Origin of the sequence: Roseburia hominis A2-183 (assembly GCF_000225345.1) — a bacterium.
GTDB lineage: Bacteria > Bacillota > Clostridia > Lachnospirales > Lachnospiraceae > Roseburia > Roseburia hominis.
In genome coordinates this window covers 1,435,557-1,456,087 of the sequence record NC_015977.1, presented here as the reverse complement: position 1 = coordinate 1,456,087, position 20,531 = coordinate 1,435,557, and the positions used below count along the sequence as shown (strand labels likewise).

Below are 20,531 nucleotides of genomic sequence, written 5' to 3'. Positions count from 1 at the left end.
TGTAATATTACTTATCAAAGCACGATATGCTTATTGCGACAGCCTTTCATTGCACATTTTATCTGGTCGAAGATCTTATCGTCCTCCCGTCATGCGAAGACTCTCCACCCCATAAACGATCACGCCTGTCAGCCAGACAAAAAGTACCATCGTAAGCGGAAGCAGCCCAAAATTCCAGGACAGCATCCCTATAAAGCAGACCAGAAACATTCCGAGCGCCGCATAATTCATTGCGGTGTAGGCACGGAACGCCGCGCGGTATATCTGCAGCTGTTCGGCCTCATCGCAGCTTGCGATCCACGTTTTCTGGAACTTCAGATCGTAAACGCTTCCCTTCTTTTCCGGATTGATCTCCTTCGTAAAATTCACAATCCGGTTCTGAGCGATCACCGTTACGACCATAACCGCAATCAGTCCCAAAAATGTGGCTGCTATTTTTACCCACGGAACCTCTTCCTCCCAGCCGCTGTCTATGCCGGTGGACTTCATGCCGGCTGCGAAAAAGAAAAATCCCGCAATGAGCGCCACATTCGTGACAATCACACCAATGCCCAGTTTCCGCTCGATCTTTTCGATCAACTGCTCTTCCTCGCCGTCCCAGCGCCTGTACTCTGCTCTGCCGCCGCGAAGCATTCCCGTCATCCACACAGCCAGAGCTGCCGCGATCACAAGATTTGCATAGGGTGCGATCTTTTGAAGTCCCGCTGTGATTCCTGCGCCGATATCCGCCTGCCCCTTGGCTGCCATGGTCGAAAACGCGCCTGTTATCCCGCCCACAACCATGGATACTAAAAGAAGCACTATAAACTTGCGGAATGCTCTCCTATCCTCTCTCTGATTCTCCTCAATCTTCGGGTTGCATTTCTCTGTCCCATCTGTCATACGCTTCTCCTCCCTGCCTGCTATTTTTCTTCCTCTGATTCTTCCTCATAGGTAAAAATGGCTTCCACCGGAACCTCAAACACTTTTGCAATCTTAAGCGCCAACGTCACCGACGGCGAATAATCCCCGCGCTCGATCTGACTGATGGTCTGCCTGGATACTCCGACCAGCTGTCCCATCTCGTGCTGATTGACGTTGATTTTTGCCCGATATTCTTTTAAATGATTGTATAATGGCATAAATCCTCCATATCCCGATGTGCTTTTCACACAACGCACCGCTTTCTTTGCGGCACATTTTCTCACACCGTTATTATAGATATGACAAGGAAAGTTGTCAATACATTTTTGACAACTTTCCTTGTCACATCAGTGCATCCGACAGCGCATGACTGACGGAACAACCATAGCGGCATACTATTGTAAATCTGTTTGGGAAATGCTAAAATTCAGATATAAGAGTATGTTATGGAAAGGGAATCACATCTAATTATGAAAGAGATCATCAAACATAAGATAACCCACAATGTCAACCGCTTAAAGACTTCCCTGAAATGGGTGGTATTCGCCATCCTCTCCGGTGTGCTGGTCGGATCTGTGGGCACACTTTTTTATCTGTGCATGGCTCTCGTCACTCTCGTCCGCACAAAAAATCCGTGGCTTATTTTCCTGCTTCCGGTCGGAGGTATTCTCATTGTAGGTGCCTACCGCCTGCTTCACGATGAGCGCGATACCGGCACAAACCTTGTACTCTCCGCCATCCATTCCGGCGATGAACTGCCGCTGCGCATGGCGCCGCTCATTTTTATCTCGACGCTGATCACCCACCTGTTCGGCGGTTCTGCCGGCCGTGAGGGTGCTGCCCTGCAGCTCGGCGGCAGTATTGGAAACGGTCTGGGACGTCTGTTTCATTTTGATGAGAAGGACAAGCACATCATGATCATGTGCGGTATGAGCGCTGCGTTTTCCGCGCTGTTCGGCACTCCGATGGCAGCCGCCATCTTCTCCATGGAGGTGGTGAGTGTCGGCATCATGTACTATGCCGCCCTCGTGCCATGTGTGATCTCCTCGCTGATCGCCCACGCGATTGCCACCTCGTTCGGCGTGAGCCCGGACGGCTTCCCGCTCGGAAAAATTCCGGATTTTACGATCGGCTCCGCCGTTGAAATTTCCATCCTCGCCATCTTATGTGCGCTGGTGAGCATTCTCTTCTGCGTGATGCTGCACGGTTCAGATCATCTGTATAAGAAGTTTTTTAAAAATCCCTATCTGCGCGTCTTCGTCGGCGGATGCATTGTCGTCGTGCTGACACTGCTCGTCGGGGATCAGACCTACAACGGTACGGGCATCAACATCATCGCCCGCTGCATGGACGGTACCGTCCGCCCGGAGGCTTTCTTCTTAAAGATGCTTTTTACCGCCGCCACACTCGGCGCAGGTTATAAGGGCGGCGAGATCGTTCCGTCTCTCTTTACCGGAGCGGCATTCGGCTGTCTGTTCGGAAATGTTCTTGGATTTTCGCCGACCCTGTGCACAGCGGTTGGCATGTCCGCAGTCTTCTGCGGCGTGACAAACTGCCCGATCACCTCACTGCTCATCAGCTTTGAGCTGTTTGGATATGACGGTATGCCGTATTTCCTTCTCGCCATCGCGTTCAGCTATATGCTGTCTGGCTACTTTGGTCTCTACCAGAGCCAGAAGATCGTCTACTCCAAGTACAAGACCAACTATATCAACAAAAAGACGCACTAACAGGAATAGAAAAGCGCTGCCACACGAGGCGCTGATTATTATGAGTGATACCAGGAAAAATAGGAGCCAAACGTTCCGGATGATATCTGTCCAAGACAGATCTGACCGTAAAATCCGGTATTTCTAACCATGCCGCGTCCGGCATCTTTGATGATCCGTGTCTTTCCAAGTCTGGAGCACTCCACGGACTGTGTCCGCAGGCCGGCAGACAATTTTAGGGTGTTCGTGTGCCCCTTACCGAATTGCTGAACAAAACATAACCGCGCGAAGCCGATGTTTGAGTTGCCATCTGCCTTTTTTTTAATGGCAGATGGCAGCGAGTTTCGGTTCGCGCGGTTTTATATTGTCTGTGAAGCAATTCGATTAGGGGCGCTAGAACGCCCGCCCATTGTCTGCGGATTGTCGGACACACTCTGTGGATTGTCCAGACGTGGCAAAGACACAGAATAGGATGTCAGACGCGGCATGGAAGAAATACTCAGATTTTACTTCAAAGATCTGCCTTGGCAGATACATTCGGAACTTTGTGCCCTCTAATCTCCTATCCTGTCACTCATGCTAATCAGCGCCTCGTGTGGCAGCGCTTTTCTATCTCCTATTCTTTCTCGATACAACGGTCGAGCTGTGCGAGCAGATCTTCGTACTTGCAGAGCCCCTGCTTGCGCCAGTCGCATTTTCCACAGTTCTCCATAAAGAAATCCATGTTCATCGCCGCGCGTGCGTGTCTGCACATCTCGCGGTATGTATAGACCCTGTTCTCCTCGAGTCCGAAGAATTCGATGACCCGGCGGTCTTTGTTCACGACACGGTTGTGGTTGTGGACGCACTCGTTCGTCTCCGTCCGGTTCGGACAGTTCGCACAGATCATATCCGGTTCCGCCACCAGAAGAAGTTCCTCGTCCGGATCTTTTCGCAGGCGCTCCACCACCGCCGTCATATTTTCACAAAACGCACCGCTGTAGCCTTTTCCCTCATAGAGCGAAGTACAGACGATGTGATGTCCTCTGAATTTGTCTGCCATAGCAACTGTACACTCCTAAACTGCCGCTTTTGTCTTCTCTTCCAGAATATTTCCTGCTGCAAGCGCCTTGCGGATCGGAATTGCCACCAGATACGCGCCCACAACGGAGATCACGTCCTTCACAATGTAAGGAACAGATACCGCTACGAAAGCAGCCGGAAACGGTGTGGCAGCCACGATGGCGAACTGAATGACACCGAGCAGATGACACACAGCAAGACCGGCAAGTCCTAACAGCACGCGGAGCCAGATCTGCTTCTGTGCCATGCCCACGCCGCAGAGCATTGTCAGGAAAATGAATCCCCAGATAAATCCGCCGCTGTAGCCGGCAAGCCAGGACGGTCCGCCTGTCATTCCCGCAAACACCGGAACGCCTACTGTACCGAGCAGGATATAGATCAATGTGGATGATGTTCCCTTTTTCCAGCCGAGCACATAGCCGCACAGCGCCATTGCAAAAGTCTGAAGTGTCACCGGAACGCCGGTCGGCATCGGGATCGTCAAGATGGACAACACGCTAAGCACTGCCGTAAACATACCCACTGTTACAATTGTCTTTGTTGAAATCTTCATGATTCTCCTCGTTTCCGCAGGAATCGCATATTTTACCGCTCTTTCCTGCTGTTTTTCGCGCAGAAATCCCCTGTGGGTCTCTCTGTCTGCAAAAACAATCATAACACTTTTTTGTCGATTGTCAACCTGTTTTGTCTCGCGGTTGACAATTCTCTAATTGCATTTCCGGTTCTTTCCAAAAATCAGGTCGTAATTGATACTGTGATAGAAAACCTCCTCGATATCACAGGACGATATATCATAGTTGCCAAGCATCCACATCACCTTCGCAATCACGGACTCTAACGTCATATCGTAGGACTCTAAGAAGCGGCAATATTCTTTCATGTTGTGGCCGACCTCGTAGACCGTCATATCGCTTCCCTCGTGCGCCACCTGCGTCGCCATGACCACCAGCTTGTCCGGATGCTCCTGGCACAGCCGGTAAAACTCCTCTGCGATAGACTGCGGTATACCGCCCACGCCAAAGCTCTCCACAATGATACAGTCATAATTTTCAAAAATACTCTTTAACACCTTGGGACGGATTCCCGGGATCAGCTTCATCAGGAAAACATTTTCATCCAGCTTCTCATAGAACCGGACTTCCTCCTCGTACGGAAGCATGGGGATATAGCGCATAATATTCATGTCCTGTATCACGGCGAGCGACGGATAGTCAATACTGGAAAATGCATTGTAGCTCTTGGACCGCACCTTCTTGGCGCGGGTTCCGGCGATGACTTTTCCATCAAACACAATCTGTACCCCCTGTGAGCGGTCATCGGCAGCATATAAAAAGCTGTCGATCAGGTTCGACTTCGCGTCCGTGATCTCCAGGTCGATCGGCTTCTGCGCACCGGTAATCACAATCGGCTTTTTCGTGTTCTGCACCATATAGGAAAGCGCCGCTGCCGTGTACGCCATCGTATCTGTCCCATGGGCAATCACGAATCCGTCAAAATCGTCGTAGTGCTCCCAAATCGCATGAACCATGAGTTTCCAGTGTGACGGCTCCATGTTGGTGCTGTCCAGATTTAAAAGCTGAACCGCCTCGACATCGCAGATCTCTTTTACCTGCGGAATATACTCGATCAGCTCCTCCGGTGTAATCTGCGGTTTTAAGCCGTTATCCGACTTTCTGGACGCAATCGTTCCTCCGGTTGCCAGTAATAAAATACGTTTCTTCTGCTGCATACTCTCTCTCCGTTCTATCGTAATAATCCCCTCAGTGCAGCAAGAAGCGCCTCCACGTTTTCCTCTTTGGTTGCCCAGCAGGTACAGATGCGGACAGCGCTATGCGTATCGTCCACACGCGCCTGATATTCAAATGCAAAATCGTCTTTTAACTTTTCAAGCACCGCATCCGGAAGAATCACAAACTGCTGGTTCGACGGCGAGTCCACATAAAATTTTACGCCCATGTCCTTTAGCTCATCATGGATCTTTTCCGCAAGCCTTGATGCATGCGCCGAGATCTCAAAATACCTTTTCTCCTCGAATAGCGTGAGGAACTGAATGCCGAGCAGTCTGCCTTTTGCCAGCATGCCGCCCCGCTGCTTCATATTGTAACGGAAATCGCGCTTCAATTCCTCGTTTGTGATCACAACCGCCTCGCCAAAGAGCGCTCCGACCTTGGTTCCTCCGATGTAGAAGACATCCGTGAGCGCCGCCACATCGGCAAGTGTCAGATCATTTTCCCGGCATGTAAGACCGTAGCCCAGTCTTGCACCGTCTAAAAACAGATAAAGCCCTCTCTCTTTGCAGACATCATAGATCGCCTCCAGCTCCGCTTTTTTATAGATCGTGCCAATCTCCGTCGGATTGGAAATATAGACCATCTTCGGCTGAACCGTGTGTTCAAAACTTGCGTCGGCATAATGCGCGTCCGTATATGCAGCAATCTGTTCTGCTGTCAGTTTGCCGTCCGCCGTCTCGATCGTAAGGCACTTGTGTCCGCAGGACTCCAGTGCTCCCGTCTCATGTACGTTGATGTGTCCGGTCACCGCAGTGATCACACCCTGATAGTGTCTTAATGCAGCCGAAATCACTGTCACATTCGTCTGTGTTCCTCCCACCAGAAAATGCACCGCTGCCTCCGGTGCGGCGCACGCCTCTTTTATCTGCTCCGCAGCTGCCGCACAATATACATCCTCCCCGTATCCCGGGGTCTGTTCCATGTTGGTTGCCGCAAGTCTCTCTAAGATCGCCGGATGGCATCCCTCTGTGTAATCACTGTTAAACCGTATCATCTTTCTGATTCCTTTTCTCTATGTATTTGAGACGCGAACCAGCTCCTTCAGCTTCCGTGCTGCCGCGCCGCTGTCGATCGCCTCTGCCGCTAATTTTACACCCGCTTCCATAGATTCCGCAACCCCTCCGACATAAAGAGTTGCACCTGCGTTCAAAAGAACGATGTCACGCTTGGCGCCGCGCTCCGTTCCGTCCAGAATGGCTCTCGTAATCTTTGCGTTTTCCCCGCCGCTTCCGCCACGCAGCTCCTCCAGCGATACGCGCTTCATACCGAACTGCTCCGGTGTGATGGTAAATGTTGTCACCGCTCCATCCCGGATCTCGGATACCGTGGTCGCTCCTGTAAGCGTAATCTCATCCATGTTGTCCTCACCGCTGACCACATACGCGCGCTCCACCCCAAGTCTGCTCATCGCCGTCGCTACCTTTTCCGTGAGTGACGGACTGTAGACACCGACCACCATATTTTTTGCGCGGGACGGATTAGCGAGCGGTCCTAAGATATTAAAGACGGTACGGATTCCCATCTCACTGCGCGCCTGCCCGACATAGCGCATGGACTTGTTAAAAAGCTGCGCAAACATGAAGCCGATGCCAGCCTTCTCCACGCATTCCTCCACTTTCCTCGGATCTGCCATGATATTGACACCGAGCGCCTCTAGCACATCCCCGGCGCCCGATTTCGACGATATGGAGCGGTTTCCGTGTTTTGCCACCGGGAGTCCTGCAGCAGCCACCACGAACGCCGACGTGGTGGACACGTTAAAGGTAAATGTGCGATCTCCGCCGGTTCCCACCAGATCAATATAATTATCAACCTTCGGGGAAATCGTCTCAGCCTTGTCGCGGAGCACCGCTGCAAATCCAGCCAGTTCATCCAGCGTCTCGCCCTTCACGCGCTCCAGCGCCAGAAACGCCGCGATCTGCGCCTGCGTCGCATCACCGCTTAACATGATGTCCATCGCCTTTTTTGCTTCTTCCTCAGTCAGATTCTCTCCCTCAGCAACCTTTGCAATATATTCTTTCATCCCTTTTTCCTCCTCTATGCGTTCAGTTCCTTTTTAAAGGTCCGGCAGTATGTCTCCGCCGCCTCCGGCGCAAAGCCCTGCTCCTCCAGCAGCCTGATAAAATAACTTCCGACGATCGCCCCGTCGATCAGATCCGCAAGCGGCAGAACGTCCGCCGCCGTCCGGATGCCAAAGCCCATCATCACCGGCAGATCTGTCGCTTCCCGTACTGCGGTAAGATAGCTTCTTACCTCCTTATGGAACTCTGCTCCCTGCCCCGTGACACCCATGGACGATACACAGTAGACGAACCCCCGCGCTCCGGCGAGAATCTTTGGAATCCGCGCCCCGGACACCGGCGACACGAGCTGGATTAAGATCGTATCCTCCGATGCGTTAAGCACCGTCATCAGTTCCGCCTGCTCCTCAAACGGCAGATCCGGAACGATCAGTCCGTCCACCCCCGCCTCATTGCATCTTTTTACAAACGCTTCCACGCCGTAGTGCAGGATCGTGTTGTAATACATCATGAAGATGATCGGGACCGTCACACCCTCCGTGCGCAGTTCCTGCATCATTGCAAAAATCTTCTTCACATTCACCCCGCCGCAGATTGCACGGTACGATGCGTCCTGGATGACCGGTCCGTCCGCCACCGGATCGGAAAACGGCACGCCAAGCTCAATCACGTCGCAGCCGCCGCGCTCCTGCGCCCGGATGATTTCTTTTGTGGCTGCCAGATCCGGCAGTCCCGCGGTAACATAAGTAATAAATGCTTTCTCCTGCTTTTTGCTGCAGGCGTTCATACGCGCTTCTATTCGATTCATATCTGTCATATCCTCCCTCGCCGGACAACTTTCCGGCTCAATTTAAATATCCTTTTCCTGCAAGATAATCTGCGATCGTATTGACATCCTTGTCGCCGCGGCCCGACAGACAGATGACCATGGTCTCCTTTGCCGCCTGCTTCTCACCGACCGCCTCTTTGCGCTCCCTCGCGTACTTCATCGCATAGGCAACTGCATGGGCGCTCTCGATCGCAGGAATGATTCCCTCCAGTCTGCACAGCTCCATCAGCGCATCCATCGCCTCATCATCCCGGATTGCCACATATCGTGCGCGTCCGCTCTCCTTTAAGTACGCGTGCTCCGGACCGACGCCCGGATAATCCAGCCCCGCTGAGATGGAATGTGCAAGCTGGACATTGCCGTCCGCATCCTGCAGCAGATAGGAACGCATGCCGTGCAGAACTCCCGGCTCGCCGAGCGCCATCGCCGACGCGTGTTCCCCGGTCTCGATTCCCTTTCCGGCTGCCTCCACGCCGATCAGCTTTACCCCCTTCTCCTCAATAAAATCCGCAAACATGCCGATGGAGTTCGATCCGCCTCCCACACATGCCAGCACGACATCCGGAAGCTTGCCCTCCGCCGCAAGGATCTGTTTTTTCGCCTCGCGGCTGATGACGCTCTGAAACTCCTTCACCATCTTCGGGTACGGATACGGTCCCACAGCCGAACCGATGATGTAAAAGGTATCCTCCGCCGTTTTTGCCCAGGTGCGGATCGCCTCGTTGGTCGCATCCTTTAGCGTATTGCTTCCGGAAGTGACACTGACAACTTTCGCGCCGAGCATCTCCATGCGCATTACGTTTAGTGACTGTCTTTTGATATCCTCGGCTCCCATATAGACCGTGCACTCCATGTCAAAGAGCGCTGCGCCGGTTGCCGTCGCCACGCCGTGCTGCCCCGCTCCGGTCTCTGCGATCACCTTTTTCTTGCCCATGCGCTTCGCCAGCAGAATCTGTCCGATCACATTGTTAATCTTGTGTGCGCCGGTATGGTTTAAATCCTCACGCTTTAAATACATTTTCATGCCGTACTTTTCACTGAGACGCTCCGCGTAATACAGCGGTGTCTCTCTCCCGACATACTGTTCCAGATAATAGTGGTATTGTTTGAGAAATTCCGGATCACGGATTGCTTCCTCGAATGCCGCATCCAGTTCCTCTAAAGTATTCATCAGCGACTCCGCCACATACTGTCCGCCAAATGCTCCGTAATATGCTTTCCTGTTCATGTCTCGTCTTTCCTTTCCTGATCATGTTCCGCCGCGCCTTCTTCCTGTTCAGACGCCTTCTGTTTTTTGCACGGCTTTCTTAAATTTTTTAATCCTGATTATACTTTTTGCTCTCATTCCGTCACACAGCGTTTCCACGCCGCTGCTGACATCTGCGACATCGGGGGCAAAGATTCTGATTCCCTCCGCCACATTCTCTGCGTTAAGTCCGCCTGCCAGCACAAAAGTACGCCCCTCTGCCAGCAGTTCCTCCCGGAACGCACGCACGGCACAGCACATCTCATCCTGTCCGTTCTGTTCCCAGCCGAATGTCTTTCCGCTGCCGTACGCTCCGGCATCAATCACAACCCCGGCAATCCGGTGATATTCTTCTCTGCGCCATCGGCGAACCTCGGCAGGATCACGGAGGTTGACTGCCAGCCACACCGGCAGCTTCGTCTGCGCTGCGATCCGCTCCGCCTCTGCGGCATCCACGCCATGCACCTGCAGCAGATCAAATCCTGCACGCCCGATCTCCTCAATCAACTCGCTCTCCGGCGCTACCGCTACAGCTACTTTTCTTATATCTTTATTTAATTTTTCAAATAATTGTCTTGCTTTCTGCACTGTGACATAACGTTTACTTTTCTCGTACAGCACGAATCCGGCGTAATCCACACCTGTCTCATTGAGCGTTGCTATCTCATCCTCTCCTGTGATGCCGCAGATCTTGATCTTCGTCAATGTCCATCCTCCCTACCGCTGCTTCCAGCGCGCTGCCACCTCTCCCGGGTGCTCCGCCTCCATAAAGGCTCTCCCGATCAGAAATGCATTCACACCGCATGCTTTTAAGAACTCCACATCCTCATCCGATACAATGCCGCTTTCCGCCACCAGAAGCTTCTCCTGCGGCACCATGCGGCTTAATCGCTCCGTTGTTTGCAGGTCAATGGAAAAATCCTTCAGATTGCGGTTATTGACGCCGATGATCTTTGCATCCAGCTTTAACGCCCGCTCCATCTCCGCCTCGTCGTGTACCTCGACTAACGCATCCAGCCCCAGCTCCCCGGCAAGCTGGTAGAATTCATGCATCTGCACATCGTCTAAGATTGCCGCAATGAGAAGCACCGCGTCTGCACCGATCGCCCGCGCCTCATAGAACTGGTATGGATCAATCATGAAATCCTTGCGCAGGATCGGAAGATCGGTCATCTGCCGGATCTGTTCTAAGTACGCCGTGCTTCCGTCAAAGTGATCCTCCTCCGTCAGGCAGGAGATCGCATCCACAGAAGCATTGTATTCCTCAATTCTATCCAGTAAGTTAATCTTGCTTTTAATTTTACCGAAACTTGGGGACGCCTTTTTGAACTCTCCGATGATGGAAATGACATCTCCCTCAAGCGCTCCCTTAAAATCATGATGGCTGCCCTCATACGCCTCCGCCAGCTTTCGCATCTCCTGCTCCGGTATCCGTCTCTTATGTTCCGGCAGTCTTCTTTTTTTATCGCTCACAATCTGATCCAGTATCATACGCTGCTCCTCCCTTAAATGACACCCGACAGGAAATTCTCGATCATCCGCTTTCCGTGTTCCGTGTAGATGGACTCGGGGTGGAACTGGAGACCGACCACCGGATACTCTTTGTGCCGCATCGCCATAATCTCGCCGTCCGCGGTCTGCGCGGTGACTTTCAGGCACTCCGGCAGATCGTCTCTTAGCACCGCCAGGGAATGATACCTTGCCACCTTAACCGGCGTGTCGATCCCGGCAAAGACGCCGTCCAGACAATGTGTGACCTCGGACTGTTTTCCGTGGAATAATGTCTTCGCATAGCTCACGGTTCCTCCGAACGCCTCGCCGATGCACTGATGTCCGAGGCAGATGCCAAGAATCGGTATTTTATTGTAGAAATGTTTTACCACGTCCATACAGATTCCCGCCTCTTTTGGGCTTTTAGGTCCCGGGGAGAGCACAATGCGCTCCGGCTGCATATTTTCTATCTCCCCGATCGTAATGGCATCGTTGCGCACCACCCGGATGTCCGGCGTGAAGGTTCCGATATATTGATAGAGGTTATAGGTAAAGGAATCATAGTTGTCAATCAAAAGAATCATAAGTTTTCCTCCTCCAGAAGTGTTCTTGCAAGCGCCATCACTTTGTTGCAGCATTCCTGATATTCTTTTTCCGGCACGGAGTCCGCGACGATTCCCGCACCCGCCTGCAGATAGACCTCTCTGCCCTTCTTGATCATCGTGCGGATCGTGATGCAGAAATCCATATCGTCGGAAAAATCGACATAACCGGTCGCACCGCCGTAGAGCCCGCGCCGTACCTCCTCCAATTCCTCAATGATCTCCATTGCCCGGATCTTTGGTGCACCGCTTAACGTTCCTGCCGGCAGGAAGGATGCCAGCAGATCAAACGGATGATAGCTGCCCTTTTTCCTTCCCTCCACCATGGATACGATGTGCATGACATGGGAATAATTCCGCACATTCATAAAATCCGTGACCTTGACTGTTCCGAATTCCGAGATGCGCCCCATATCGTTTCGCGCCAGATCCACCAGCATCACATGCTCGGCACGCTCTTTCTCATCTGCCAGAAGTTCTCTGCGCAGCGCTTCATCCTCCTCCACTGTCTTTCCTCTCGGTCTGGTCCCTGCGATCGGGCAGGTAAACACACGCTTGCCCTGCTGTTTTACTAACATCTCCGGCGAACTTCCGATCACCTCAAAATTACCGAACTGGAAGTAATAAAGATACGGCGACGGATTTAACTCGCGAAGCTCCTTATAAAGAGAAAATCCGTCACGTCCGGTCTCCACCGTCCATCGCTGGGAGAGCACCGTCTGAAAGATATGTCCCTCTCTGATATAGTGTCTGATCTTCTCCACCTTCGCGCTGTACGTCTCTGGCGTATCCGACTTTTTGCGGATGACGCCGTCCCTTTTTCCGCCCTCCGGCTGCGCCGCCTCCTCAGTCCCGTGCCCGGTGTCCGCTTCGCACCTGCTGTCACATCCTCCCTCTGTCTGCTCCGGATGCATGGCGCGACGTATCATCTCTTCCGCCGTCACGCCGGCACGCTTTCTTCCTTCCTCCGTCTCCTCCTCTAAGACAACCGCGGTCAGCGTCTCCGCCACATAGTCCATCACGATAAACGCTTTCATCAACATCAGCTGAATCGTCTCAATCCCGATCTCATCCGGATTCTTCTCCGGCAGTTTTTCCGAGTAGCGGATAAAATCGTAGCCGACATTGCCCACCAGTCCGCCGGAAAAATTCAGTTCGTCATTCTCCTTATGAATCTCAAATTCGTCATAATATTCTTTTAACAGCGCTAACGGATTGCCCCTGCGCACCCCGCGCTCCCCGCTCTTTTTTGTGATGACAAGCGACTCCCCCTCCGAGGAGATCAGTTCCTCCGGTTCCCCCAAAAACGTATACCGGTCATAGTTCTTGTCATAGCTCTCGAGCAGAAATCCCTTTCTGCTTCCGACCAGATTCTCGTACATCGCCGTCGGCGTCTCGTTCACAATGCTGACTGTTTTCTTGTAGACCTTATAGATGCGCTTCATAAATCCTCCTCTTTCTTTTTTTAATTCATAGAAAATGCGTCCCATCAAGAAAGAATCCTGCTTTGCAGGATTCTCCGCCTGCGGCGGGTCGCTCTAGCGACATAATTCCGCTCTGACGCAGTGCGATCCTGCCCGGAGGGCTTTTTAATTCATTGGACGTAATTTCCCATGAATTTAAAAAAATCCCTGACCCGGTAAACCGGATCAGGGACGAATGTCTCGTGGTGCCACCCTTCTTCTCTTGCCATGCTTAGCTTCTCTCTTTTTATCAGCCGTCCTCACCGGACTCATCTGACAGAAGATACAAAAAGCGGATACTTCCAAACTGGAAATATCCGCCACCAATCATGTATAGACTCTCAGATACAGATGTTCTCTATATCGTACCCCTGTAACGTGAGGACACGGCTTCCGCTACTCGGCTGCTGTTATCCGCCTTTCACTTTGCTCTCGCAAATCCATTCCATCCATACTATCCTGCCTGCTCCCACCGCCCCAGGCTCTCTGTGAAGAATCGTACAGTGTACTCCTTTTGCTCAACGATTTCTCATTTATTTGTCAGTAGTTTACTGCACTAATGTGGCAATGTCAAGAAGCTTTTTATTTTCCCGTCACCTTTTTTCTATCAATATGATATACTTTAAGCATTGATCCTGTTACAGGAAATGGAGGAACTCTCAGATGAACAATGATGTATTTGAAACAATGCCCGTACCGAAAGCCTATTTCAAGATGGCTCTGCCTGTGGTGTTCGGCATGGTCATCAGCCTTGTATACAATATGGTCGACACATGGTTTATTGCAAAGACCCAGAACACCAGCCTCGTCGCCGGCGTCTCTCTCTGCGCCCCGGTGTTCAGTCTCATGATTGCATTCGGTGATATTTTCGGGCTTGGCGGAAGTTCCGCCATCTCAAGACTTTTCGGAAAAAAAGATTATGACACCGCGCGGCGGATCAGTGCTTTCTGCCTTCTCGGCTCCATCTTCTTCGGCATTGCTGTTGCCGTTCTGATGCTGCTTTTTCAGACACCCATTCTGCATCTTCTGGGTGCCAGGGACGATACCATCGCTTATGCCGGCGCCTATTACCGCTTTCTGGTTCTCGGCTGCCCTGCCATTATCTTTAATATTGTCCCGGGGAATCTGCTCCGCACAGAAGGTCTGGCAAATGATGCCATGATTGGTTCCGTCATCGGCGCTGTGTTTAATATTCTTTTAGATCCCATTTTCATCTTCTCTCTGCATATGGGTGCCGGCGGCGCCGCACTTGCCACCATCCTGAGCAATCTGCTTGCCGACTGCTATCTCGTGTGGGTTGTATTCAAAAAGGCAGGGCATCTGTCGATGTCCTGCCGCGAAATGCATATTTCATCCGGTCATGTCCGTGACATTCTGCTGATCGGAATTCCGGCTTCCATCACGAACCTGATGCAGAGCTTTGCGGTACTCCTCACCAACCGTTTTCTGTTACCTTACGGTTCTGATAAAGTTGCCGCTCTTGGCATTGCCTTAAAAGTCAACATGATCACCATGCTGATTCTGGTCGGGTTCGCCTTCGGCGCGCAGCCGCTCCTCGGCTACTGCTACGGTGCAGACAACCGCGAACGCCTGAAACAGTTTCTGCATTTTGATCTGCTCGTGCAGCTTCTCATTGCGCTCGTTTTCACAGCCGCCGCCTGTATTTTTGCTCCGCACATCATCCGCATCTTCATGCAGGATGATGTCATCGTGGCCTCCGGTGCCCTGATGCTCCGTTGTCTCATGATTACCGCCCCTGTGATCGGCATGATCTTAGTCTTCACCACACTGTTCCAGGCAGCCGGCATGGCGCTTCCCGCTTTTCTGATGTCCATCAGCCGCCAGGGCGTGCTGCTCGTGTTGTGTATGCTGCTCTTTTCTTCCCTGTTCGGCTACATGGGAATTCTGCTCGCGCAGGCAGTCTCCGATGTCCTCACCGGAATTCTGGGCTTTCTTCTGCTGCGCAGATCAAAAATACTGCTCTGATGCGCCGTGCGTCACACCGTCTCTGCGCTGCGGTAAACCTGCTCAAACGTATCTCTTGCAGTATTATGCTTCCCGATGTCAACAACCACCGCACCGATGGACATGGAAGACTTTACGTGATCCGGGAGCAGGGCAATCTTCTCCTTGTACAGCGCGCAACTTTCTTTGCGTACTTCTGAATCTCTGCTTCCTCCGTGATTCCCTTTAAAAACAGGCAGAACTCATCCCCGCCAAGCCTGCCACAGAGATGTTCATTCTGACAGGTCTCGCGGATTGCTGTGCCGAGTGTCCGCAGCACTTTGTCGCCGATGTCATGTCCGTAGTGATCATTGACCTCCTTAAAATTGTCCACATCCATCATAAACATGGTGCCGGCACCGTTCTGATACAGTTCATCAAGCATGGAAATCTTAAACTGCTCTCTGTCCCAGAGCCCGGTCAGCGCATCCACATGCGCAGACATCTCCGCCTGATCCAGCCGGTTATAGTGTTCCGTCATATCAATCGCCCGGATGAGGTATCCCTGATTCTCCCCCATCTCGTTTAACTGCTCTGCCCGCACGTCAAAAAGAGCTTCCTTGATCGGCACCCGCTGCCCGTGTCCGCGCAGAATCTCATCGAATTCCATATAGTGCACACAGCATCCAGCTCTTCCGTGGTAAACAACAGATACATGGAGAACACCGAAAATGCCGACTCAAACCAGTAAATGATTTTTGGCAGCGCAATGCGGCAAAACTCCGCAAAAAATCAGGTAAACCCGATGACCAGAAAAAGTTCCCCGAAATATTCTACTTTTACCGAAGCAAACACACTCCCAAGATCCGCCGATGTCACCTCAAGCAAAAAACCAAGCACATAAATCACCGACGCCAGCGCAAATACTTCCGACCTGCGCTCTGGAAGGTCTCGCCTGTGTTATTTTACATATTGCAATCCTCTGCGCACCGGATTGCGCAATTTTACGTCTCCATATGCCGCATTGCCTGCACCATCGCCATAAAATCCTGCTCCTTTAACAGCGCAATTCCCTGTTCTTCATCTCCCAGAACCATCAATACATCCCCCGGCTTTATGTCAAAAATTTTTCTCGCCTTTGCAGGAATCACAATCTGCCCTTTTTCACCGACCTTCACCATTCCAAACGCATGCTTTCCCTTCGGCAAACACCTCCGCGATCAGCCGGCTCTTCTCCACATCCGGGAGGGACTCTCCCGTCTCCCTTAATTAAAGATATTGTTGGGTAAAAAAGAAAGGTCAGTCGATTTTGCCGATGAAGCGGTAGTAGATTTCTACTTCCTGCTCACGGCTTCCGTCCTCGCCCTTGACAGCTTCGTGGACGGTTATTTTTTCAATTAGAGTGTTCAGAAGTTCGGCGGTCAGCTCCACAGGGTTGACATACTGTTTCATCAGGGCAATCCACTTTTCAGCATCCGCTGCGGTCTGTACGGCGGCTTCCATCGTTTCGTGAAGCTGTCTTATTTTTGTTTCAAGCTCCTTTTGCTCGTTCTGGTACTTCTCGGACAGCATATTGAAGTTATACTCGGTTATGCGTCCGGCAGACCAGTCCTCATACATTTTAGCAAACAGCCCGTCAACCTCGGCTTTACGCTTCTCTGCCTTTTTCAGCTCCGCAGCCTGCTTTTTCTTCGCAGAGTTTCTTTCCCTGTCGCTGGCATTGAGCAGGCGTTTCAGCAGATTGTCCTCGTCTTTCTGTGCCAGCATAGACCAGTATTGCAGTCTTGCAAGCACATAGGCATACAGTACATCATAGCGGATATAGTGCATGGAACACTGGCGTAATCCCTGCCCGTTCTTGCTGCAATGGTAGTACCCGTATGGGTTCTTATTCTGCTTGTTTTCCCCATAGGCTAAAGACCATCCGCAGTCTGCACATTTTATCAATCCTGCGAAAATCTGTGTCGTACCGTTTCTGCGTTTCCTGCGTCTGCTTGCAATCAGCTCCTGAACTTTTTGGAACACTTCTTCAGAAATGATGGCTTCGTGGGTATTTTCCACACGATACCATTCTTCCTGCGGCTTCCGCACCTTTTTCTTGTTCTTGAATGAAATGTTGCTCTGCTTGTTGTGAATGCTGTGACCGATGTAGGTTTCCTCTTTCAAAATGCTCTTGACCTGTGCTATCGTCCACGCATAGGCTTTTTCTGCGGGCGCACCGGCGTAGATATTGGCGAAAGTCCCGTATCTTTCATAGTTCAGCCAGCCGGGGGTAGGTACTTTTTCCTCCACCAGAATCCGTGTAATGCTGGCGGCTCCACGCCCGTGTACAGCAAGGTCAAAAATCTTCTCTACAATCCAGCGTGTTTCCGGGTCGATCAGAAGATGACCTTTTTTGTCCGGGTCTTTTACATAGCCCAGCGGTGCATAGGCTCCATAGTGTGCGCCATTGGCAAATCTTGTGTGCATGGCAGCCTTGACCTTTTTGCTGGTCTGTCGGGCGTGCATTTCATTCAGGATGTTTAAGAACGGTGCAAGCTCGCTTTCTCCGTTGATGGTGTCCACATTGTCATTGATAGCAATGTAGCGTACTCCCTTGCTGGGGAAATAGATTTCCGTGTACTGACCGGTCAGGATATAGTTTCTTCCCAGACGGGATAAGTCCTTTGTGACAACGCAGTTGATTTTCCCGTCTTCGATGTCATCAATCATCCTTTGGAAACTTGGACGCTCGAAATTTGTCCCACTCCATCCGTCGTCAATGTACTCGTCTACAACGGTCAGCCCATGCTCTGCGGCATACTGTCTAAGCATCATGCGCTGGGTCTGGATACTGCCGCTTTCCCCCTGTAATTCATCGTCACGGCTCAATCTCAAATATAGTGCAGTGTTATAAATCGTTGTATTGTATGGTTGTTTCACGGTTAAAAATCCTCCTTCTAAAAGAAACAACCCACGCTTATACAATACTCGCTGGTACAAGTATATCATAAGCGTGGGCTGATTGACAGTCGTTATTCCGTATTTTTTCAGGAAGCGGCGGCAGCGTGCTGGATCACATCTTCCAGCAGGCTGTCAAGCGGCTTCCCATCCTGTGCGAAATGCTCCGATACCTTGATACGGACTTTCCCCATGACAAAATACTGGGTGCCGTCTTTTTCGGTAAGCAGGGTGCCGCTGTTTTTGTTATTGCTCTCGTTTTTGCTTTTTGCCATAGGCAGTTACCTCCATAAATGAAATATGCCCGACAAGGGAATGTCAGACAGGTGTACAGCCGCAGACTGTCTCCGTGTCAACCAAACCGTGTCAACCGGCAGAAAAGACTTTGAAAACAATCCATAGGCGCTCTATTATTACTTTTTACTTTTTCTTTGATTTCTTGGTTGACATGGTTGACAAAGGAGAGAAATGCCCCAAATATCAGGCTTTTCCCCGTCAACCGGCTGTCAACCAAAGCGTCAACCAAACTGTCAACCGGTGGCTTTTCAGAATGGAAGTTCCATTTGCCGGGCTTCTTCTTCCGTGATTTCCTGAAAACCGTCCCCCTCCGGCGGAGCTTGGTTGACACGCTCCCAGCCTTTTTGAGAACCGTATTTCTTATACCGCTTCGGACTTTTGTAGGCTACCCAGCCCTGTATGATGCCGCCCGCAATGCCGGTATTCATAATCTCGCAGATTGCCCGTGTCTCCCAGTCTGCCGGGGAATTTAAGTTCCCCAGCGCTTCCTCATAAAGCTGCTTGGAACATACCCTGTCGCCGGTGTAGTCCTCCAAATAGGCGTAGATCATGCCGGCCTGTGTGTCTTCCTGCATAAAGTCCTGCTGGTGGGCGTTCAGGTATCGGTTCATTTCCATGCTGAATGACAGCTTATACTTCCCACTGCGATAAACCGTCATGGCTTCCGCCCACATCTGTTCGATATACGCCCTCGCCGCCGCTTCATCGTCCAGTATGTGAACCTCCGCCCGTTCCGGGTACACCGTCACGGGGAGAAAGCGCCGGTTGCCGGTGCGGTCACGGGGCAAAAAGTCCTGCCGGTTGGTCGTCCCTCCAAATACACATTGCCGCAGCCGGTCTGCCGGATGTGTCTCATACGGCACTTTGTAGGTTTCTTTCTGGCGGCTTAAGAATGACTTGATTTCCTCAATACTCTTGGCGTTGGCTGTGGCAATCATCTCCGACATCTCGATAATCCAATGCCCTTGCAGCTTGCGGTACACATTTTCATCGTCCAGCTTTTTCAAATCGTCTGAAAACCATTCGTCCCTGCCTGCCAGCAGCCGGAAAAAGGTAGATTTCCCGGCTCCCTGACCACCAACCAGACAGAGCATGACCTCAAACTTGCTCCCCGGTCTGAATACCCGCCGGATGGCTCCCATCAGGAACAGTTTCAAGGCTTCATAGGTGTATTCGTCCGTATCGGCTCCCAGAAAGTGATGCAGGGCGTAACGGATGCGCTCTGTGCCGTCCCATTGCAGGCTGTTCAGGTAATCCCTGACTGGATGGTAGCGGTTTTCATTGGCAACAATCTTGATGGCGCTCTGCACCTTTTTCTCGCTGGTAAGCCCGTAATTTTCTTCCAGATACAAAAGCAGGTAGTTCATGTCCATGTCGGTCAGCGTGGTACTGGTGCGCTCCCAGCCCAGCGGCTTCACAATGTCAATCTGCTCCGTCAAAAGGTTCAGGCGCAGCGCCCCGCGAAACAGAGGGTCACGCTGGAACACCGTCAGGCAGTTTCGGATGCTGTTCTTCACGCCGCCTTTCTGCGTCCCCTCTAATGTTTCCCGGATTTCTGCCGGTGTCTGCGCCGGTTCCATTGTGTCCATCGTCCTTTTGACCGCTTCCTGCGTTTCCGGCGGCAAGCTCTGAAATTCGCTGTTCAAGCCGCAACACCTCCTTTCCCTGTGCGGCGATCAATGCCGCTTTTTCTTCTATTTCTCCGTATAACAAAATATCCAAAAGGTATTCTGTGTAGCTTATCCTCTGCAACGCTTCCACAAAAAGAGGATGCCAGATGGCATCCTGCGGCTGTGGGGCGTGTGCTGTTTTCCAATGCTCCAGCAGGCGCAGATAATCGCATAGCACCCGGAAACAATACCGTTCCGTTTCCTGAAATCTCTGCTCCGCTGATTTTTGTCGGGGCTGTGACCTGTTGTGACGCTTCCTATCTGGCGGCGCATTGCCGGATTTCTCATAGGAAACGCCGAAGTCCTCCGCAAGCCTGACCGCAGCTTCCCGTTTCCCCAATCCATGCAGCAAAGCGGCAAAGTCGATCACATCCCCGGAAGCCCCGCAGCCGAAGCAGTAAAAGCGGCTGTCCACTTTCATGCTGGGCGTGCGGTCATTGTGGAATGGACAGCAGACCATGCCGTTTCTCCCCACCCGGATTCCATAGAATGAAGCAGCCTGCCGGGTGGTAACAGACTGTTTCACCGCTTCAAATACATTCAAATGCTCCCTCCATAAAAATA

21 protein-coding genes are annotated in these 20,531 nt (G+C 51.7%); 2 read left to right on the top strand and 19 right to left on the bottom strand.

All coding sequences use genetic code 11. From position 1 onward, the window contains the following. Window positions 1–75: 75 nt before the first annotated feature. Window positions 76–882 carry a DUF3169 family protein gene (locus RHOM_RS16505; RefSeq protein ID WP_014079479.1) on the bottom strand — a complete coding sequence of 269 codons (807 nt, stop codon included), beginning with the start codon at window positions 880–882 and terminating at the stop codon, window positions 76–78. 20 nt (window positions 883–902) lie between these two features. Beyond that, the gene (locus RHOM_RS06455) at window positions 903–1,121 is read right to left on the bottom strand and encodes a helix-turn-helix transcriptional regulator (RefSeq protein WP_014079478.1); all 219 of its coding nucleotides are present in this window, start codon (window positions 1,119–1,121) and stop codon (window positions 903–905) included. A gap of 252 nt (window positions 1,122–1,373) precedes the next feature. Between RHOM_RS06455 and RHOM_RS06450 the strand changes: the two genes are divergently transcribed. Beyond that, window positions 1,374–2,633, top strand: a complete 1,260-nt coding sequence (locus RHOM_RS06450; protein WP_014079477.1) for a chloride channel protein — start codon at window positions 1,374–1,376, stop codon at window positions 2,631–2,633. A 595-nt stretch (window positions 2,634–3,228) separates the two neighbouring features. Here the strand turns inward: RHOM_RS06450 and RHOM_RS06445 are convergent. The 11 genes from RHOM_RS06445 to RHOM_RS06395 form a co-directional block, all read right to left on the bottom strand. Then, window positions 3,229–3,654 (bottom strand): DUF1284 domain-containing protein, encoded by a 426-nt coding sequence (locus RHOM_RS06445; protein WP_014079475.1) that lies wholly within the window; start codon window positions 3,652–3,654, stop codon window positions 3,229–3,231. A 15-nt stretch (window positions 3,655–3,669) separates the two neighbouring features. After that, window positions 3,670–4,227, bottom strand: a complete 558-nt coding sequence (locus RHOM_RS06440; protein WP_044024887.1) for a biotin transporter BioY — start codon at window positions 4,225–4,227, stop codon at window positions 3,670–3,672. 153 nt (window positions 4,228–4,380) lie between these two features. After that, window positions 4,381–5,403 (bottom strand): asparaginase, encoded by a 1,023-nt coding sequence (locus tag RHOM_RS06435; protein WP_014079473.1) that lies wholly within the window; start codon window positions 5,401–5,403, stop codon window positions 4,381–4,383. A 14-nt stretch (window positions 5,404–5,417) separates the two neighbouring features. Next, entirely contained in the window at window positions 5,418–6,458 is a 1,041-nt protein-coding gene (locus RHOM_RS06430) for a threonine aldolase family protein (RefSeq protein ID WP_014079472.1), read from the bottom strand. A gap of 18 nt (window positions 6,459–6,476) precedes the next feature. Next, window positions 6,477–7,487 carry an anthranilate phosphoribosyltransferase gene (trpD, locus tag RHOM_RS06425; protein WP_014079471.1) on the bottom strand — a complete coding sequence of 337 codons (1,011 nt, stop codon included), beginning with the start codon at window positions 7,485–7,487 and terminating at the stop codon, window positions 6,477–6,479. 14 nt (window positions 7,488–7,501) lie between these two features. Further along, window positions 7,502–8,293: a tryptophan synthase subunit alpha gene (trpA, locus tag RHOM_RS06420; protein WP_014079470.1), complete on the bottom strand. Its 792-nt coding sequence runs from the start codon at window positions 8,291–8,293 to the stop codon at window positions 7,502–7,504. Between the two features lie 37 nt (window positions 8,294–8,330). After that, the gene (gene trpB, locus RHOM_RS06415) at window positions 8,331–9,542 is read right to left on the bottom strand and encodes a tryptophan synthase subunit beta (protein ID WP_014079469.1); all 1,212 of its coding nucleotides are present in this window, start codon (window positions 9,540–9,542) and stop codon (window positions 8,331–8,333) included. A 48-nt stretch (window positions 9,543–9,590) separates the two neighbouring features. Next, window positions 9,591–10,265: a phosphoribosylanthranilate isomerase gene (locus tag RHOM_RS06410; RefSeq protein ID WP_014079468.1), complete on the bottom strand. Its 675-nt coding sequence runs from the start codon at window positions 10,263–10,265 to the stop codon at window positions 9,591–9,593. Window positions 10,266–10,277: 12 nt separating this feature from the next. Continuing rightward, window positions 10,278–11,051, bottom strand: a complete 774-nt coding sequence (trpC, locus tag RHOM_RS06405; protein WP_014079467.1) for an indole-3-glycerol phosphate synthase TrpC — start codon at window positions 11,049–11,051, stop codon at window positions 10,278–10,280. Between the two features lie 14 nt (window positions 11,052–11,065). Then, entirely contained in the window at window positions 11,066–11,635 is a 570-nt protein-coding gene (locus RHOM_RS06400) for an anthranilate synthase component II (protein ID WP_014079466.1), read from the bottom strand. Next, complete coding sequence (locus RHOM_RS06395) at window positions 11,632–13,098, bottom strand: anthranilate synthase component I family protein (RefSeq protein ID WP_044024886.1); 1,467 nt, start codon at window positions 13,096–13,098, stop codon at window positions 11,632–11,634. The genes RHOM_RS06400 and RHOM_RS06395 overlap by 4 nt, the downstream gene beginning before the upstream one ends. Window positions 13,099–13,779: 681 nt before the next feature. On the opposite strand from RHOM_RS06395, the gene RHOM_RS06390 reads away from it, so the two are divergent. After that, window positions 13,780–15,102: an MATE family efflux transporter gene (locus tag RHOM_RS06390; protein ID WP_014079464.1), complete on the top strand. Its 1,323-nt coding sequence runs from the start codon at window positions 13,780–13,782 to the stop codon at window positions 15,100–15,102. Between the two features lie 112 nt (window positions 15,103–15,214). On the opposite strand, the gene RHOM_RS16500 is transcribed toward RHOM_RS06390, so the two are convergent. From RHOM_RS16500 to RHOM_RS06360, 6 genes are all read right to left on the bottom strand, one after another. Beyond that, window positions 15,215–15,730 (bottom strand): GGDEF domain-containing protein, encoded by a 516-nt coding sequence (locus RHOM_RS16500; RefSeq protein ID WP_014079462.1) that lies wholly within the window; start codon window positions 15,728–15,730, stop codon window positions 15,215–15,217. A 334-nt stretch (window positions 15,731–16,064) separates the two neighbouring features. Continuing rightward, the gene (locus tag RHOM_RS06380) at window positions 16,065–16,268 is read right to left on the bottom strand and encodes an AbrB/MazE/SpoVT family DNA-binding domain-containing protein (RefSeq protein ID WP_014079460.1); all 204 of its coding nucleotides are present in this window, start codon (window positions 16,266–16,268) and stop codon (window positions 16,065–16,067) included. A gap of 91 nt (window positions 16,269–16,359) precedes the next feature. After that, complete coding sequence (locus RHOM_RS06375) at window positions 16,360–17,982, bottom strand: recombinase family protein (RefSeq protein WP_014079459.1); 1,623 nt, start codon at window positions 17,980–17,982, stop codon at window positions 16,360–16,362. A gap of 107 nt (window positions 17,983–18,089) precedes the next feature. Then, window positions 18,090–18,275, bottom strand: coding sequence for a hypothetical protein (locus tag RHOM_RS06370; RefSeq protein WP_004849804.1), 186 nt, complete (start codon window positions 18,273–18,275; stop codon window positions 18,090–18,092). Window positions 18,276–18,545: 270 nt separating this feature from the next. Further along, the gene (locus RHOM_RS06365) at window positions 18,546–19,886 is read right to left on the bottom strand and encodes a virulence-associated E family protein (protein WP_009321442.1); all 1,341 of its coding nucleotides are present in this window, start codon (window positions 19,884–19,886) and stop codon (window positions 18,546–18,548) included. After that, window positions 19,771–20,511, bottom strand: a complete 741-nt coding sequence (locus tag RHOM_RS06360) for a CHC2 zinc finger domain-containing protein (RefSeq protein WP_014079457.1) — start codon at window positions 20,509–20,511, stop codon at window positions 19,771–19,773. Before RHOM_RS06360 ends, RHOM_RS06365 begins: the two co-directional genes overlap by 116 nt. Window positions 20,512–20,531 lie beyond the last annotated feature (20 nt).